A 15,301-nucleotide genomic window follows, 5' to 3' on the forward strand; every position below is an offset into this window, starting at 1 on the left:
CCCGGGTGCGAATCTCGCGCCCCTCAGGCGAAGGAGCCTGATCGGAGGTAGGGATGCGAAAACGTGGTGCCTTGAGCCTGGTCGCCGCAGGCGGCCTGCTCATCGGCGGGCTGACCATGCTCATGCCGGGAGCGAACGCCGAGCCGTTCGGCTACGCGAAACTCAGCGCGGTCCAGAGACGACATGTCTCAGGGGCCCTGGCCGATGCGCTGGGCCCGCAAAGGCTGAAGAACAACGCGGTCACCGCCGCGAAGGCGACGGCCGCGTCCGGCTGCTACGGCAACCACGGCGACAACGTCAAGGTCAACCAGAACTGCATGAACATCTCCGACCCCGACCTGGCCGGGCGCGGGCAGGCACAGAACGAGACGTGGGTCGCGGTCAATCCGAACAACTCCAAGCAGGTCATCGCGACCTACAACGACTATCGCCGCGGTGACGGCACCTGTGGTGTCACCTACTCCCGCGACGGCGGACGTACGTGGGTGGACGCGACGGCCCCGAACGGGTTCGTCCGCGGCACGGCCTACGGCGACAAGCCCCGTGAATACTTCCAGTCCGGCGGGGACACTTCAGTGGCCTGGGACACGCGCGGGAACGCCTACCTGTCGTGCCAGGAGTTCAAACGCGGCAACGGCGTCTCCCCGGACGCCGACCAGTCCAGCGGCTTCTACGTCTACCGCTCGACCGGATCCGGCGGGGCCTCGTTCAACTTCGCGGGCCGTCCGGTCGCCGAGCACGACGACACCGCCGGCGCGGGGAACTTCCTGCTCGACAAGCAGTTGCTGACGGTCGACGACCACGTCCGCAGCCCCTACCGGGACCGCGTCTACGTGACCTGGACGACCTACCCCGAGGACGGCACCGCCTACATCTACGAGGCGTATTCCAGCGACTACGGCGAGCACTTCAGCGCCCCCGTGCTGGTCAGCTCCGACTCGGCGCTGTGCCCGCAGGGCTATGGCATCCCGACCCCGCACGGGCGCTGCAACGACAACCAGTTCTCCCAGCCGGTGACCGCTCCGGACGGGAGCCTGTACGTCGCGTGGGCGAACTACAACACCGCGAATCCCGGCAAGGACAATCGCTTCCAGGTCCTGCTCGCACGCTCGGTCGACGGAGGCAGGACCTTCTCCGCCCCCGTCAAGGCCACCGACTACTACGAGTTGCCCGACTGCGACACCTACCAGGGCGACGGCAAGGACCCCGGCCGCGACTGCGTGCCGGAGAAGGGAGCCGGGACCGACTCGGTCTTCCGCGCCACCAACTATCCCAACGTCACGGTCGACCCGGCGGATCCCAAACGCGTGGTCGTCACCACCGGCTCCTACATCAACCGCGACTCCAACGAGGCGGTCGGCTGCACGCCCGCCGGACTCACTCCCGCCGAGGAAGGTCTGGGCAGCCTGTACGACGGCGTCAAGAGCGGCGGATGCAACAACGGGATCGTGATCTCCAGTTCCACCGACGGTGGCGCCTCGTTCACCGGCACCGCCACCGACGTACGGAGACTGCCCGTCATCGGCGACAACACCGCACAGGCCCGCAGCGACCAGTACTGGCAGGGCACCGTCTTCAGTCCCCGCGGCACGCTCGTGACCGCCTACTACGACCGGGAGTACGGCTCGGACGAGAGCACCGGCTTCTCCGACGTCACCGTGACGACGTCCACGGATCTGACCCACTTCGCCAGCAGGCGGGTGACCTCCTCCAGCATGCCGCCGCCGAGCCAGTTCAACGGTCAGTTCTACGGCGACTACATCATGGTCGACGCCACCGCCACGACCGCCTACCCGGTCTGGTCCGACACCCGTAACGCCGCCCTGTTCCCGTGCCCCGGGACCGGCACCCCCGGCAACCCGCCGAGGCTGTGCCGAGCCTCGGCCACCAACGCCTCGATCGCCAACGACGAGGACATCTACACCGCCGCGGTCCCCATCCACTGACCGGGCATCCGGGCGGGGCCGGCCGGCCCCGCCCGAGCCCCCGCCCTTCAGGGCCGAAGGTCCGTCACTCCCCTGCCGCTCACCACTTCGAGCGGCACGGAGACCTGGTCGTGTGCGATCAACCAAGTGCCGTCGACCTTCCGGAAGCAGAAGGTGGCCCGGACCCACATGCCGCTCGTCGCCGTCCCGTTCTTCAGCGTGCCGCTGAGCCGGCCGAAACCGTGCCCGAACGCGACGTCATCGCCCACGGTGATCGCCAGGTCGCGGACCTCATAAGTCACGTCCTGGAAGAAGGCGAAGACGTTCGCCCAGTTCCTCATCTTCGCCGCGGTCCCTACGTGCTGCAGCGGCGGATCGATGTCGAAGGACACGACGTCCGTTGCGTAGAGTCGCTGCAGAGTTCCGAGATCCTTGGCCCGGATCCCGTCGACGATCTCGTCGACCCGCCGCCTGATCTCGGCTTCGTCCGCCTCGCGTTGCGTCGGCATCTCCGCCGTCCCTTCCCTCCGGTGTGCGGTTTCGGCTGCTCACCGGTACGACGACGCAGCGCTGCGGAATGTCAGGCCTGCGGCTGCTGGCCTTCAGGCCGGTACCGGTAGGCGGGTGACAGCGGCAGGTCGCCTCGATAGAGGAAGAGACCGATCTCGTGCCAGAGCTCCCGTTCGGCGTGCAGGCTCTCCGGCGCCTGGAGCCCCATCGCCTGGATGACGAGACGCCGGTGAAGGTCGAATGCCGACCTGAGCTGGTCGGCGTAGGTGAGTGCGGCTTCGCAGGCGCCGGCGTATGCGCCGACGGACAGAGTAGTGATCCCGACAACGATCGCGATGGCCATCGCAGTACGCCTGACGATGGACTCGACGCCCGCCGCGTCGGTGAGCGGTTCGCAGATCAACACCAACGCGATGGCGAGGAGTGCTGTCATCGCGGTCGCCGCGATGATGCGATGACGCAGGCGAAGGAGGCCGCAGGCGCCGATGAGAACGGCCGCGCATGCCGTCCAGAGCAGTGGACGCCCACTCAGTGACGCGTGGACGGCCGTCCAGATCGCCATCGGCAGCCCGGCCACCAGCAGGTAGGTGGCGAGGGTGAGCATCAGGTCCACTGATGCCTTGGCATCTTTGAGACTGGCGGCGAACGCGTCGGGCAGCAGAGGCTGGAGCCGGGACCAGATGACGACCGGGTCAAGGCCGTATCGGATGCGGGGATGCTGCTCTGCGGCCAGCAGGATGTTGCCGATCCTCGTGGGAACGACGTCGACGGGTTCGTCGGGGTACAGCAGGAACAGGCGCTGCTGGATGAGCGCACGGCGCGTGCGCACCTCCCGCAGGCGTTGCTCCACGAGTTCCGTGGCGGTCGTGACCAGCGCCGTGAACCGGCGAAGGCTCGTATCGGTCTCCGTGCCGGCCAGCAGTGCTGCGAGAGCGGACAGGCGCGCGCCGATCTCCGGAAGAGCGGCCGCTGCCTCTTCCACGGGCAGGAGCGCCGTTCGGGCGAGGGCGTCCTCGATCGCCTGGAGCTCGTTCTCGGCGTCCCCCGCGTACGGTCTCCCGGTCACCTGTGGCCGTGGCAGCGCTTCGGCGGCCTGGCCGAGCATGGCCTCGATCTCCTCGAGACGATCATCGGCGTCCATGTCCTCCGCCCGCCGTTCGCGGTGCCGGCCCGCGAAGGCCCGGGCGATGACGGCGATGGGGCCCGTCCTGCTCCACCGTCCCTGGAAGACCTGATCCAGTCCTGGTCGCAGGTTGGTGAGGACGAACGACCAGAAGGCCACGGCGATGAGAAGTCCGGCGATCAGGACCGCCTGGGCGACCCCCGTCTGGCCGCTCCAGAGTTTCACAGCGCCCCCCATGCCGCGACCGGTCGACGCAACGATCACGATCACCGTCGTGAGGGTGACCAGGGTCGGCAGAAAGGTCGAAAGCAGGGCGCGCTTGTCGAAGTACCCGGTTACTTCTTTCAGGATGCTCGCGAACATTCAGCCGCCGTCCAGCTCCATGGCGCCGTGGAACCACACGCGCCGGCAGTCGGGGGGCCGGTCACCGGTCGAGCGCGGCAGCCGATACGAAGGTGGTGCACATTTACGGCAGACATAGCGGCGTGACGGCAGACTGGGCGCTGCGCCCAGGCGTTCCGATGTCTCGCCGAGCAGTTCGAGCGGCAGGGCGGCGGCGGCCTCCCTCCGGGTCAGAACGCCGTACGGCCGGCCGTCTCGTTCGACCAGCGCCCCGGGAATCCCCGGCAGGAGGCCGAGGAGCTCCGCCAGGTCCAGAAGCATGGACTCCTCCATCAGTTCACCGTCCGGTTCGACGGTGAGCAGGTGAGGGAGACGCCCGGCCTGGTCGGCCAAGGAGCCCGGGTGTTCGGCGAGGGACTCCAGTTCCGCCCGGGTCACGACGCTGAGGGGCCGATCCTCGGACAGGAGAACCGTCAGCGGCCGCAGGTCCGGCCTGCGCAGAATGAGGGAGGCCGGATCGGCTGCGGACGTACAGGAGACGCTGTCGGGGATCACAGCGATTCGTACAGGGATCATTTCGCCTGCCAATCTCCTACGAGGATGAAGGCGGCCCAGTGATAGGGGTCCGCGAACGGGCGACGTCCGTAGTCGATGACGGGCGGGGCTTCCGCTTTGAGCCGCAACAGTCGCAGCCGCCGCTCGATGGCGGCCGGCCGGGCGTCCGGCTCGGAGGCCAGGAGGTCCTCATAGCAGCCGATGGCGCGTGCCAGGTCACCGGCGCGTACGGACAACTGGGCGATGGCGAGGCGGGACTCACCGGGGTCGTTGTCCATGCGCGCCGCAACGCGTTCGATGGCTTCACCGATGGTGAGGTCCCTGATCCACAGCTGAGCCGCGCGCAGTGCCGCTGCGGCCTGCTCGGAGGAGTTGAGGAGCCGGTCGTAGAACTCCTCCATGAGCAGCCCGGTGGACAGGTCGTCGACCGCCCACAGGCTGACCACGAGGGATACCGCGCCGGCCGTCATGAAGGCCCGGGCGAGTCCCATCACCTCCTCGCCGGGCCAGTGCTCGCCCAGCCCGCTCTCGCACGCGCTGAGGGTGACGAGGCGTGCGTTGAGCCGGAGATCGTAGACCTCTTCGGCGGTGAGCCAGGTCGCGGAGGTGTCGCCGAAGGCCACACCCGACAGGTTCGAGTATCCCTGGTCGAAATAGGCGTGGCAGGCGAGATGGATCACGTCGTGGTCGGGCCCGCCGGTCGCGGTGAGAAGGGCCTTGGTGGCGGACGCTCCGAGGTACGGCCGGGTGCCCAGCAATGCCGCCACCGCCCGTGCCTCGCTACGGGCATGGACGAGGTCGCTCCGGGAGTCGCCCACAACCAGTGCGGCCGACGTGCTCGATGGAGAACGCTGCGCGTTGCGGGCCCGGCACTGGGCGAGGACCGACGCGCTCGGCAGATAACAGGTCGGGTTACGCTCGATCAGCGGCACGCCGTCCACGGTCACGGCGTGCAACGGCAGATGGTGCAATGGCCCGGCCGGCACGAAACAGACCAGGTCGCCGGGCTCGGAGGCGTCGCGGATCGCGTTGCTCAGCGGTGCCAGCAGCTCGCTGAGGCGGGTACCGGTCGTGGGCGTGCCGACGAGATCACGGGCCGCCGCGAGCAGATCCTGGTCAGGGGCGTCGAAGACCTCGGCCCGGACTCCCCCGTCCGCGGTCACCAGGAGAGCGAGATAGGCCTCATCCGCCAACGCCGCCATTTCGACGAGCAGGACTCGTGGCCCGCCGGGGTCCGTCTCCAGGAGCCGCCGGATCTCCTCCACCGTGCTCACCCGTCCGGCGACCGACTCGCGGGACCCGAGCGTGTGCTGCATGAGCCGCTGCTCCAATCCGCGCAGCGCCTGGCTCTCCTGGGATATCTCATCCGCGATGCGCTGGGAAGAGACCGGACGCTCGTCCCCGAGGTCGCGTCCCAGAGCCGCCAGCTCCCGCAGCGTCTCCGTCTCAGAACCGTTACCCGTGACCAGCGACAGCAGCAGTCTTCGGCGTTCGCGAGAGGCTTTCACGGCGGCGGCGAGTTCGGCGGCCCGCGCACCGTACAGGGGGTGTCCCACGGACAGGGTGTCCACGAACGCCCTGGCCCGGCCCCGTTCCATCAGCTCCAGCGCGGTGTCGATCCGGCCGGTCAACACCGCCGACGACACCGCCGTCCGGAGGAGGTGGAGGTGCCTCATCTGCCAGCCGATCCGGTCCTCTTCCGCCCGAAGCCGGCCGCGTACCCCGTCGTAGAGGTCGATCGCGTGAACCAGCGCGTCCAGGGCCGCGGCGTGCCGGTCGAGGTGGGCCAGGCTGACACCGCGCAACCCGTGCCAAGCGGCGTGTTGCGCCAGCTGGCCGTCTGGGCCCGGAGGGTGATCGCTCAGTACCCGCAACGCCTCCTCATGCGCTTGACGAGTCTGCAGTGTGCTCGCCAGGTTGGCCGCGTTGATCGCTTTGTACCTGACCGGGACATTGTCCATCTGCAGCGTTTCTCGCAGGATCTGCTCCGCCCTGCCTTGATCTCCTTGGAGCAGCCTGATCGTGGCTTCGAGATTGGCGATCTCTACCGCCTCGATCGTATCGTCCGGTTTCCGTACTCCTTTCAGCACTTCAAGGGCCTGCTCGTACTCCCCGGTGTCCCGAAGCAGTTTCACCGCGAGGATCTGGGAACTCCGCCGATGGACATCCACCATGATGTCTTCGACGCTTCGGAGCTGCTCGAGCGCCATCCGCTGATCACCGATACGGGCCGTGATATCGGCCCGTAGAACGCCGGCGAATGAACGTACGCTCTTCTGCACGGCCACAGAAAGCTCCATGTGGTCCATGTCGATGCCGATGAAGTCGCGGCCATCGCGCTCCACCTCTTCAGCCCGTCGCCGGGTCAGCTCGCTGCTGCTCCAGTTCGGCAGGTCCGCCAGATAGGGGAACACGGACTCGGCGGCCAAGAGGTGGTCCATCGCGCGTTGCACCTCTGAGCGGCGCAGGAGAACGTCCGCCAGCAACAGATCGACGTGGGCCGCGAATATCGGCAACTTCAAGGGAGTGAGCATCGCCCGTGCCGCCTCCAGCACCGTAGTGCTCTCCTCGAACATTTGGCGCGGATTCAGTTCGGCGTGATACCGCACGATACGGTCAAGGACCGGCTGCAGACCTGGGATGATCTGCAGCATCCGCACGAATGGCTCTGAGCCGGAATGGGTCACGGTCAGGAGCGCCTGCGATAGGTCCAGAATGCAGACCGCTTGCTGGAACAACCAGCGCAGTGCGTTCAGCGGCCGATCGTTACCCGGGGGCGCCGCCTCGACGGCGGCGATGAGATCGCGGAGACCGTCCAAGATCCGGCCCCCACTGAACGACCGGTTCCAGCCCTGCTCCTCGTCGCCATAAGCAGTGGTGACGTAGGCCATGCCGTGCAGCATCAACGCATGCCAGTCGTCGGGCCGTTGAGCCAGTACCCGCTCCAACTCCTCCATGGCGGCGACCGGGCTGGCCTGATCCAGCAGCACGTGCGCCAGCACTCGCCGTGCCCGCGGATCGCCCGGATGCCGGGCGGTGAGCTCCCTCAGCAGCCGAGCCGCCGCGTCGAGACCTTCCTGGTCGAGGCCACCGGCCCGCATTCGTTCCAGAACGTCCACGGCAGGGCCGACCCGGTCGAGCGAGACCAGACATCCGGCCAGGGGCAGGTGGATCAGACGCTCGTCGAGCCCTGCCTCAACAGCCCTCGTGAACGCGCCCAGAGCCGTTCGGTGATCGCCTGCTTCGGACAGGCGCATGCCAAGGACGGCCTGGAGGTCGGCGAACTGCGACAGCCGCTCGTCGGCGACGGCATCGCGCGCCGCCTGCAGAGCCCGCTCGGGGCCTTCCGTCTGTTCGAGCAGAGCCAGCCGTTCGACGACGACCGTGGTCATCAGATCGTCTGTCGGAACCTCCTCAAGGTAGGCCTCCTGCCTGCTCGTCGCGGGCCTCTCGGCCAGCCGGTCCTTCTCGGAGAGTGTCAGCTCCACGCAGGCGTCCATGTCCCTGAGAGCGTCCTGGAGCCGACCGACCTCGCGACGTATGCGGGCCCGGCTGACAAGATGTCGCGGCTCCTGCGGCTCCAGGCGTATCGCCTCGTCCACCGCTTGGAGCGCATCCTCGCGCTGCCCGAGCTCCAGCAGTGCCGCCGCCTTGATGACGTGGCTTGTCGCCCGCTCCGGGAGAACGGCGATGAAGCGGTCGAACAGGTCGACGGTCTCAGCGAACCGTCCCAGCCGGAAGGCCGCATAGGCGCCGGCGAACAAGGCGGACTTGTCTTCGGGGACGATGCGGAGAGTGAGGTCTGCCATCGCGGCGGCCTGTTCGTACTGCTTCTCCTGATAGGCGGCGAGCGCGGTCGATCCGAGGGCGGCGGCCACGTCCTCCGGGGCCAAGGACTCCTCGATCTTCGGTAGCCCTCGATCCGCGTGCTCGAATTCGCACCATATCTGGACGAATTCCCGTGCGTGCTCGACCGCGCCCTCGAAGTCGGCCGATCTGCGGTCGAGCAGGACCAGGTTGACCAAGGCCAGAAGTTCGCCGTGGGCCACACCGGCTGCGCGTGACGTGTCGCGCAGCAGCTCGAATGTCGCCCGGTATCCGGTCGCGTCTCCCACGTGGCCCTGGAGGTATCCCAACAGGGTGCTCAGCTCGGCGTGGACCACCACATCTTCGAACGTCCGGTCTTCACCGGACGCGACGAGCTCTTGGACGCCTTGCCGCAGAAGCGCTATCGCGGCGTCGATCCGGCCTTCCTGCACCAATGAGCGCGCCCGGCCGACATACGCCGTCGCTATCGGGTGAGGCTCGCCCATCGCCGTATCCCATCGCCGACTCCTTGGTTGGACGCGAACCGCGGCCCTTTGGTTGCGCACGGGTTCGGCGGCTCTGCGCTGAGCTTGGGCGCCTCGGTGAACAGGCCGGGGGCCTCCGCGACGATGGTTACGGCGCCTCCGTGCGGACCAGCGTGTCCGAGGCCGTCACGGCGTGCGGAACCCGCGGAAGGTCACGTGTCTGCGGACCTCGAAGCCGAGCCGCTCGTACAGTGCGATCGCACCGGTGTTCGCCTCGGCCACGTGGAGGAAGGGGCGTTCGCTCCGCGCCAGGATGCGGGCCACCAGCGCGCGGACGAGGCGGGCGGCGTGGCCGCGCCCGCGCGCGTCGGGGGCGGTGCAGACGGCGCTGATCTCCGTCCATCCCGGAGGCCGGAGCCGTTCGCCCGCCATCGCCACCAGCCTGCCGCCGTCGCGGATGCCGAGATAGGTGCCGAGTTCGCGGGTGCGCGGCCAGAACGGCCCCGGTCGCGTCCGCTCGACGAGGTCGAGCATCTCGGGCACGTCGTCCGCGCCGAGTTCGACCACGCCGGTGTCGGTCTCGGCGGGGCGATCGGGGCTGCCGCCGTCGGGCCAGAGCAGCTGGAGGCCGTCGAGGACGAAGACCGGCTCCCAGTCCGGCGGCGGGAGGACCGGGCAGCTGAACAGGTCGGCGAACTCACCACGGCCGAGCAGCCGGGCGAGATCGGCCCACTCCCCCGGATCCGGGTCGGTGGACACCGCGGAGAAGGTGGCGACTCCCGGCAGATAGGTGGCGGCCCCGCCGCGCCGTCGGGCGAGGTGGGCGTGATGACCGCGGAGTGACTCGCCCACCGGGTCGTCGAGTACGGCGGCGTCGCGGTCGGCCATCGTGCGGTGCCTCTCGTGGGTCGTGTCCGGAGATCAGACGACCAGGATGCCACCGGGTGCCGCTACGTCCTCGACTCGCCCCGACGGCGGCGTGAGGGCCGTCCCTTTCCGGAGAAACGGACACCGGCGTAGGTCTTGACAGGAGCCGACGCGGAGCCGACTCGGTGACAACGTTGTCATCTGCGCTGCGCGCCTTAGCTCCTCCGGTCGCTCGCCGGGGATTGGAACTCCGTTCATGGCAGATCAGCCGAATGTTCGTACGCCCTCACGACGATCCTTCCTCGCCGCCGGATCGACGCTCCTGGGCGGCTTCGGCCTCGGGCTCCTGAACCCCGGGACGAGCTCCGCCGCCGAGCGCGCCGGCGCCCCCGCCGGGCGTACGGCGGAGGAGCTCGCCGCGTACCGTCCCGTCGCGGTCTCCTCGACGGCCTACGCCCCCACGCCCGGCGCGTTCGTCGTGGACAGGCTCGCCTCCCCCGGGGTGCGGGGCACCGGATGGCGGGCCGCGGACGGCGACCCGCAGTTGATCGCGGTCGACCTGCAGGCGGAGTGCCAGGTCACGTCGATCCGCCTGACGTTCGAGGCGGCGGACGGCGACCCGGTGTTCGTTCCGCCCTCCACGGGCAACCCGAACGAGGGCACCACCGGCAAGGAGATCCTGTCGAGCTACGCGCGCGACTTCGTCGTCGAGACCTCACGGGACAACCGGTCGTGGACGACCGTGCACCACGCGACCGACGGCACCGGCGGCGTGGTGAACATCGACCTGGCCGCGCCGGTCGCCGCGCGGTGGGTGCGGATGACGGCGCGCAAGCGTTCCGGCTCCAACCCGCTCGGCCTCAACGGCTTCGAGGTGTACGGCGTCGAGCCGGGGCACCGGCCCTCGGCCACCGGGTGGACCGGCTGGGGCACGCACCACCATGAGGCTCCGGCCTTGGAGGTCGCCGCGGACGGCACGGTCCCGCTGGAGTCGGGCTGGACGCTGACCCTGGACGACTGGGCCGGCGGCGAGGGCGCGGACCTGTCCCGTACCTCCGTGGACACCAGCGGATGGCTGCCCGCCACCGTGCCCGGCACGGTCCTCGCCTCGCTGGTCGAGCAGGGACACCTGCCCGACCCGGTCGCCGGGCTGAACAACCTGCGCGTCCCCGAGGCGCTGTCGCGCCACTCCTGGTGGTACAAACGCGACTTCGACCTGCCGCGCGGCCTGCGCACCGGGCCGGGACGCCGCGTCTGGCTGGAGTTCGACGGCGTCAACCACCAGGCCGACATCTGGCTCAACGGACAGCACGTCGGCGGGTTGACCTACCCGTTCGCCCGGTCGGCCCACGACGTGACGTCACTGCTCGCCGAGCGCGGCGGGCAGGCGCTGGCGGTGAAGATCACGCCGATGCCCGTCCCCGGCAGCCCCGGGGACAAGGGCCCGGCCGGGAGTTCCTGGGTCGACGCCGGCGCCCAGATGATGAACCTCAACTCCCCGACGTACCTCGCCTCCTCCGGCTGGCGCTGTCCTCCGGCAGCCCGCTGCTGCGGGTGGAGCCGTACAACGGCCCGCGGACCCTGGCCCGGTGACGGCCGCGCCCCGGAACGCCGGCGGAGCGGGCGGTTACGACACGACTGCGACCTGACGGGGACGGCGCCTCCACACGGGTCCGGCACGGTCGGCGCCATGACGCGAGTTCAGCCGACCGGAGATGCCAGGCCTTCCAGGGACGCCCGGCCGACCAAAGGCGCTCGGGCGACCCGGGACGCTGAGCCATCCAACGGCGCTCAGCCATCCAAGGGTGCTCAGCCATCCAAGGGTGCTCGGCCATCCAAGGGTGCTCGGCCGACCGGAGACGCTCGGCCGTCCGAGGGCGCTCGGCCGTACGGCGCGGGCAGGCCGCACCTGCCCGCGCTGGACGGGCTGCGGGGTGTCGCGATCGCCGGAGTGCTGCTGTTCCACACCGGGCACCTGTCCGGCGGCTTCCTCGGGGTGGACCTGTTCTTCGCTCTGTCCGGCCACCTCATCACGGACCTGCTGCTGCGGGAGATCGAGGCGACCGGCACCGTGTCGCCGGCCGCGTTCTGGGGCAGGCGGATCCGCCGGCTGCTGCCCGCGCTGGCGGCCATGCTGGCCGGCGTCACCGTGCTGGTCCGCGTGGTGGGGCCGCCCGACCTGGTGCGCACCACGCTCGCGGACGGCCCATGGGTGCAGGTGAACCTGGTCAACTGGCACCTGCTCGCGGAGTCGGCGAGCTACTGGGACCGGTTCGGCGCGGCCCGCGTGTTCGAGCACCTGTGGAGCATCGCGGTCGAGGAGCAGTTCTACCTGGTGTGGCCGCTGCTCCTGCTGCTCATCGCCCGACGCGGGCGGCGGGCCGGTGACCGGGCCGCGGTGGCCGCACGACGGGTGGGCCACCGGGTGGCGGTGACCGCGGCCGTGGGCTCGGCCGTCTCCCTGGCGCTGATGGTCGCGCTCGCCGACCCGGCGGACCCGACCCGCGTGTACACCGGCACCGACACCCGGGCGTTCTCTCTGCTGCTGGGCGCCCTCGTCGCCACTCCCCCGGCGCGCGCCGTCGTGGCCCGCGCGGCCGGCCGGTGGGCGGGCGCGGCGTCGGCGGCCCTGGCGGCCGGGCTGGGCACGGCGTGGTGGCTCGTCGACGGCGTGACGGCGCCCTGGCTGTTCACCGGCGGGCTCTTCGCGCACTCGTTGGCCTCGGCGCTGCTGGTCGGGCTGTGCGTACGGGCGCCGCGGACGCCGGTCGCCAGAATCCTCGCCCTGCGACCGCTGCGGTGGCTCGGGCTGATCTCCTACAGCCTGTACCTGTGGCACTGGCCCGTCTTCGTGCTGCTCTCCCCGCAGCGGACCGGCCTCGGCGGGTGGGCCCGTACGGGGGTGGTGTGCGCCGTCTCGATCGGCCTGGCCGCGCTGTCGAAGTACCTGGTCGAGGACCCGATCCGGTTCCGCGTCACGTGGGCCGGGGGGCGAAGGGGGGTGCTCGCCTTCGCCGCGGTCATGGCGGGGCTGGCGGTGCTGTGGTCGGCGCCGCCCGCCCCGGCCCCGGCGCCCATCGACGTCACCGACCTGGGCTGATCACCTGATCACCTGATCAGCGGGCAGGTCCGGAGCCGGTCCGACTCGGGGGTGGGCAGGGTGAAGCGGACCTGCACCTTCGTGTTCCTCGACCCGCCGCCCTGTACGTGGACGCCCAGCACGGTGCACACGATCTGGTCGATGCCCAGGGGCGTCACGTCCCGGATCGTCAACGGCACCATCAGCCGGATCAGGGCGGGCCCGGTGCTCACCACGACCGTCATCGTCGAGCTCGACGCGATCTCCGTGTGCAGGCCGGACTCGCCGGGTCCGAACAGCAGCAGCGACAGGGCCTCGGGGATCGTGCCCAGGCGGCCGGTCCGCCGCAGCTGCGGCCGGAGCCGCTCGTGCCCGTCGACGAAGTACAGCGTCACGCCGGGCGCCACGCCCGTGGGCGCCCGGCCCGCGTCGGCGGGCCCGGACGGCCGGACGCCGCAGGCGCCGAGCAGCAGGACCATCACCGCCGGCCAGATCCGCTTCACGCGTCCTCCAGGTTCCGCGGCAGTCGCAGGACGAACCGCGCACCGCCGCCGCTCGTGTTGCCCGCGGTCAGGTCGCCGCCGTGCAGGCGGGCGTTCTCCAGCGCGATCGCCAGGCCGAGTCCGCTGCCCGGCGTCCGTGCGCGGGCGGCGTCGGCCTTGTAGAACCGGTCGAACACGCGCGGCATCACATGCTCGGGCAGGCCCGGTCCGCCGTCGGTGACCTCGATCCGTACCTGCTCCGGTGACACCGAGACGGCCACGCGCACCGGCGGTCCGCCGTGCCGCAACGCGTTCCCGACCAGGTTGGCGACGATGACGTCGAGCCGGCGCCGGTCCAGCCTGAGCAGGACCTCCTCCGGCGCCGCCAGGTCGACCCGGTCCAGCCAGCCCCGGGCGCGCAGGCAGTCCCGTACGGCGCCGGCCACGTCGACCTCCTCCGGCCGCAGCCGGGCGGTGCCGGCGTCGAAGCGGGACACCTCCATCAGGTCCTCCACCAGCCGGACCAGCCGGTGGGTCTCGGTGATCGCCAGCTTCGCGGACTCGCGGGCGTCCGCCTCCATGCCGGCGGTCGCGGTCGCCAGCACCTCCACCACCGCCGTCAGCGTGCTCAGCGGGGTGCGCAGCTCGTGGGAGACGTCCGCGGCGAACCTCCTCGCGTCCGCCTGCAGCCGCCGCATCGTGGCCATGGACGTCTGCACCGACTCGGCCATCTCGTTGATGGTGACGGTCAGCTCGGCCAGTTCGTCGGCGCCCTGGGGCGGTGACCGCGCGGCGAGGTCACCGGCGGCCAGCCGGCGCGCGGTGTCGCGGAGCTCGCGCACCGGGCGCAGCACGCTGCGCGCGGCCAGCAGCGCCAGCAGCACCGCCGGCGGCAGCGCGAGCGCGGCGGTACCGGCCGCCGACCAGGCGAGGCCGTCGATCTGCCGGTCGACGCCGGTGAGGTCGCGCACGGCGTACACCTCGATGCCGGACGGAGTGCGCGCGCCGTCCGGCCCGGTGATCTCGATGGGGATGCCGACCAGCAGCCACGGCCTGCCGCCCGCGCTGATCCGCTGCGTGACGAGGCGGTTCCGGGTGCGCACGGCGGCGCGCAGCGCCGCGGTGACCAGGCCGGTGTCGGCGCCGTCCGCGGACCGCAGGTTCCGGTAGGTCACCAGGGTGTCCGGGCCGACGGCCGCACGCAGCCGGTCGAGCGCGTCCTGGTCCGGCGGATAGGTCAGCTGAGGGGTGATCGCGCCGATCTGGCCGGCGATGCTCTCGGTGAGGCGCCGCTGGGTCGAGGTGACCAGCGCGGTGCTCGCCGAGCCGGCACTCGACCAGGCCGCCGCCGCGGCACCGAGCACGGTGACCAGCACGAAGGTGAGCAGCAGCCGGGCGCGCAGACCGCGCGGCCACAGCCGCCCGGTCATACCGGTCCGAACCTGTAGCCGAAGCCGCGTACGGTCTGCACGTACTCCGGGCTCGCCGGATCGGCCTCGATCTTCGCCCGGAGCCGCTGCACGCAGTTGTCGACCAGCCGGGAGTCGCCGAGGTAGTCCTGCTCCCACACCTCCTCCAGCAGCCGCTGCCGGGTGAACACCCGCCCGGGCGCCCGCGACAGGGTCAGCAGCAGCCGCAGCTCGGTCGGCGTCAGCGTCACCGGGTCGCCGTGCAGCGAGACCGTCAGTGCCGTGGTGTCGATGGACAGGTCGCGGTGTACGCGTACGCCGTCGGGAGCGCCGGTGCTGCGGCGCAGCACCGCGCGGATCCGCGCGTCGAGCACGGTCGGCCGCGCCGGCTTGACGACGTAGTCGTCCGCGCCGGCCTCCAGGCCGCCGACGACGTCGAAGTCGTCACCACGCGCGGTGAGGATGATCACGGGCACCGCGCCGACCGCCCGGATGCGGCGGCACACCTCGATTCCGTCGATGCCCGGCAGCATGAGGTCGAGCACCACCAGGTCCGGCGTCGCCGACCGCAGCGCGCGCAGACCGTCCTCGCCGGTGCCCGCGGTGCGGACGTCATGGCCGTGCCGGCACAGCGCGAGCTGGAGCCCGCGCCGGACCAGAGGATCGTCCTCGATGAGCAGAATCGCCGCCACCCGTCCAGAATGGACGATGCCGGGC

The 15,301-nt window shown here is 70.6% G+C and carries 10 protein-coding genes; 2 read left to right on the forward strand and 8 right to left on the reverse strand.

From position 1 onward, the window contains the following. Window positions 1-53: 53 nt before the first annotated feature. Window positions 54-1,946 (forward strand): exo-alpha-sialidase, encoded by a 1,893-nt coding sequence (locus NDW01_RS26270; protein WP_252824933.1) that lies wholly within the window; start codon window positions 54-56, stop codon window positions 1,944-1,946. Window positions 1,947-1,993: 47 nt separating this feature from the next. Here NDW01_RS26270 and NDW01_RS26275 read toward each other — a convergent pair whose 3' ends face one another. The 5 genes from NDW01_RS26275 to NDW01_RS26295 all read right to left on the reverse strand — a co-directional run bounded on the left by NDW01_RS26275 (window position 1,994) and on the right by NDW01_RS26295 (window position 9,635). After that, window positions 1,994-2,434, reverse strand: a complete 441-nt coding sequence (locus tag NDW01_RS26275) for a YybH family protein (RefSeq protein WP_252824935.1) — start codon at window positions 2,432-2,434, stop codon at window positions 1,994-1,996. A 71-nt stretch (window positions 2,435-2,505) separates the two neighbouring features. Further along, window positions 2,506-3,921, reverse strand: a complete 1,416-nt coding sequence (locus tag NDW01_RS26280) for a hypothetical protein (RefSeq protein WP_252824946.1) — start codon at window positions 3,919-3,921, stop codon at window positions 2,506-2,508. Further along, complete coding sequence (locus NDW01_RS26285; RefSeq protein WP_252779285.1) at window positions 3,922-4,476, reverse strand: hypothetical protein; 555 nt, start codon at window positions 4,474-4,476, stop codon at window positions 3,922-3,924. Continuing rightward, a complete protein-coding gene (locus NDW01_RS26290; protein ID WP_252824948.1) occupies window positions 4,473-8,768 on the reverse strand; it encodes a CHAT domain-containing protein in 4,296 nt (1,431 codons plus the stop codon). Before NDW01_RS26290 ends, NDW01_RS26285 begins: the two co-directional genes overlap by 4 nt. Window positions 8,769-8,933: 165 nt before the next feature. Next, entirely contained in the window at window positions 8,934-9,635 is a 702-nt protein-coding gene (locus tag NDW01_RS26295) for a GNAT family N-acetyltransferase (RefSeq protein WP_252824950.1), read from the reverse strand. A gap of 235 nt (window positions 9,636-9,870) precedes the next feature. Between NDW01_RS26295 and NDW01_RS26300 the strand changes: the two genes are divergently transcribed. Next, window positions 9,871-12,714 (forward strand): acyltransferase family protein, encoded by a 2,844-nt coding sequence (locus NDW01_RS26300; RefSeq protein WP_252824953.1) that lies wholly within the window; start codon window positions 9,871-9,873, stop codon window positions 12,712-12,714. 8 nt (window positions 12,715-12,722) lie between these two features. Here the strand turns inward: NDW01_RS26300 and NDW01_RS26305 are convergent, their stop codons facing one another. Genes NDW01_RS26305 through NDW01_RS26315 form a run of 3 tightly spaced genes read right to left on the reverse strand, consistent with a single transcriptional unit; the run spans window position 12,723 to window position 15,276 of the window. After that, window positions 12,723-13,196 (reverse strand): hypothetical protein, encoded by a 474-nt coding sequence (locus NDW01_RS26305; RefSeq protein ID WP_252824955.1) that lies wholly within the window; start codon window positions 13,194-13,196, stop codon window positions 12,723-12,725. After that, entirely contained in the window at window positions 13,193-14,605 is a 1,413-nt protein-coding gene (locus tag NDW01_RS26310; protein ID WP_252824957.1) for a sensor histidine kinase, read from the reverse strand. The genes NDW01_RS26305 and NDW01_RS26310 overlap by 4 nt, the downstream gene beginning before the upstream one ends. Next, the gene (locus NDW01_RS26315) at window positions 14,602-15,276 is read right to left on the reverse strand and encodes a response regulator transcription factor (protein WP_252824959.1); all 675 of its coding nucleotides are present in this window, start codon (window positions 15,274-15,276) and stop codon (window positions 14,602-14,604) included. The genes NDW01_RS26310 and NDW01_RS26315 overlap by 4 nt, the downstream gene beginning before the upstream one ends. Window positions 15,277-15,301: the final 25 nt, after the last annotated feature.

It is taken from the genome of Actinoallomurus soli (assembly GCF_024055715.1).
GTDB lineage: Bacteria > Actinomycetota > Actinomycetes > Streptosporangiales > Streptosporangiaceae > Actinoallomurus > Actinoallomurus soli.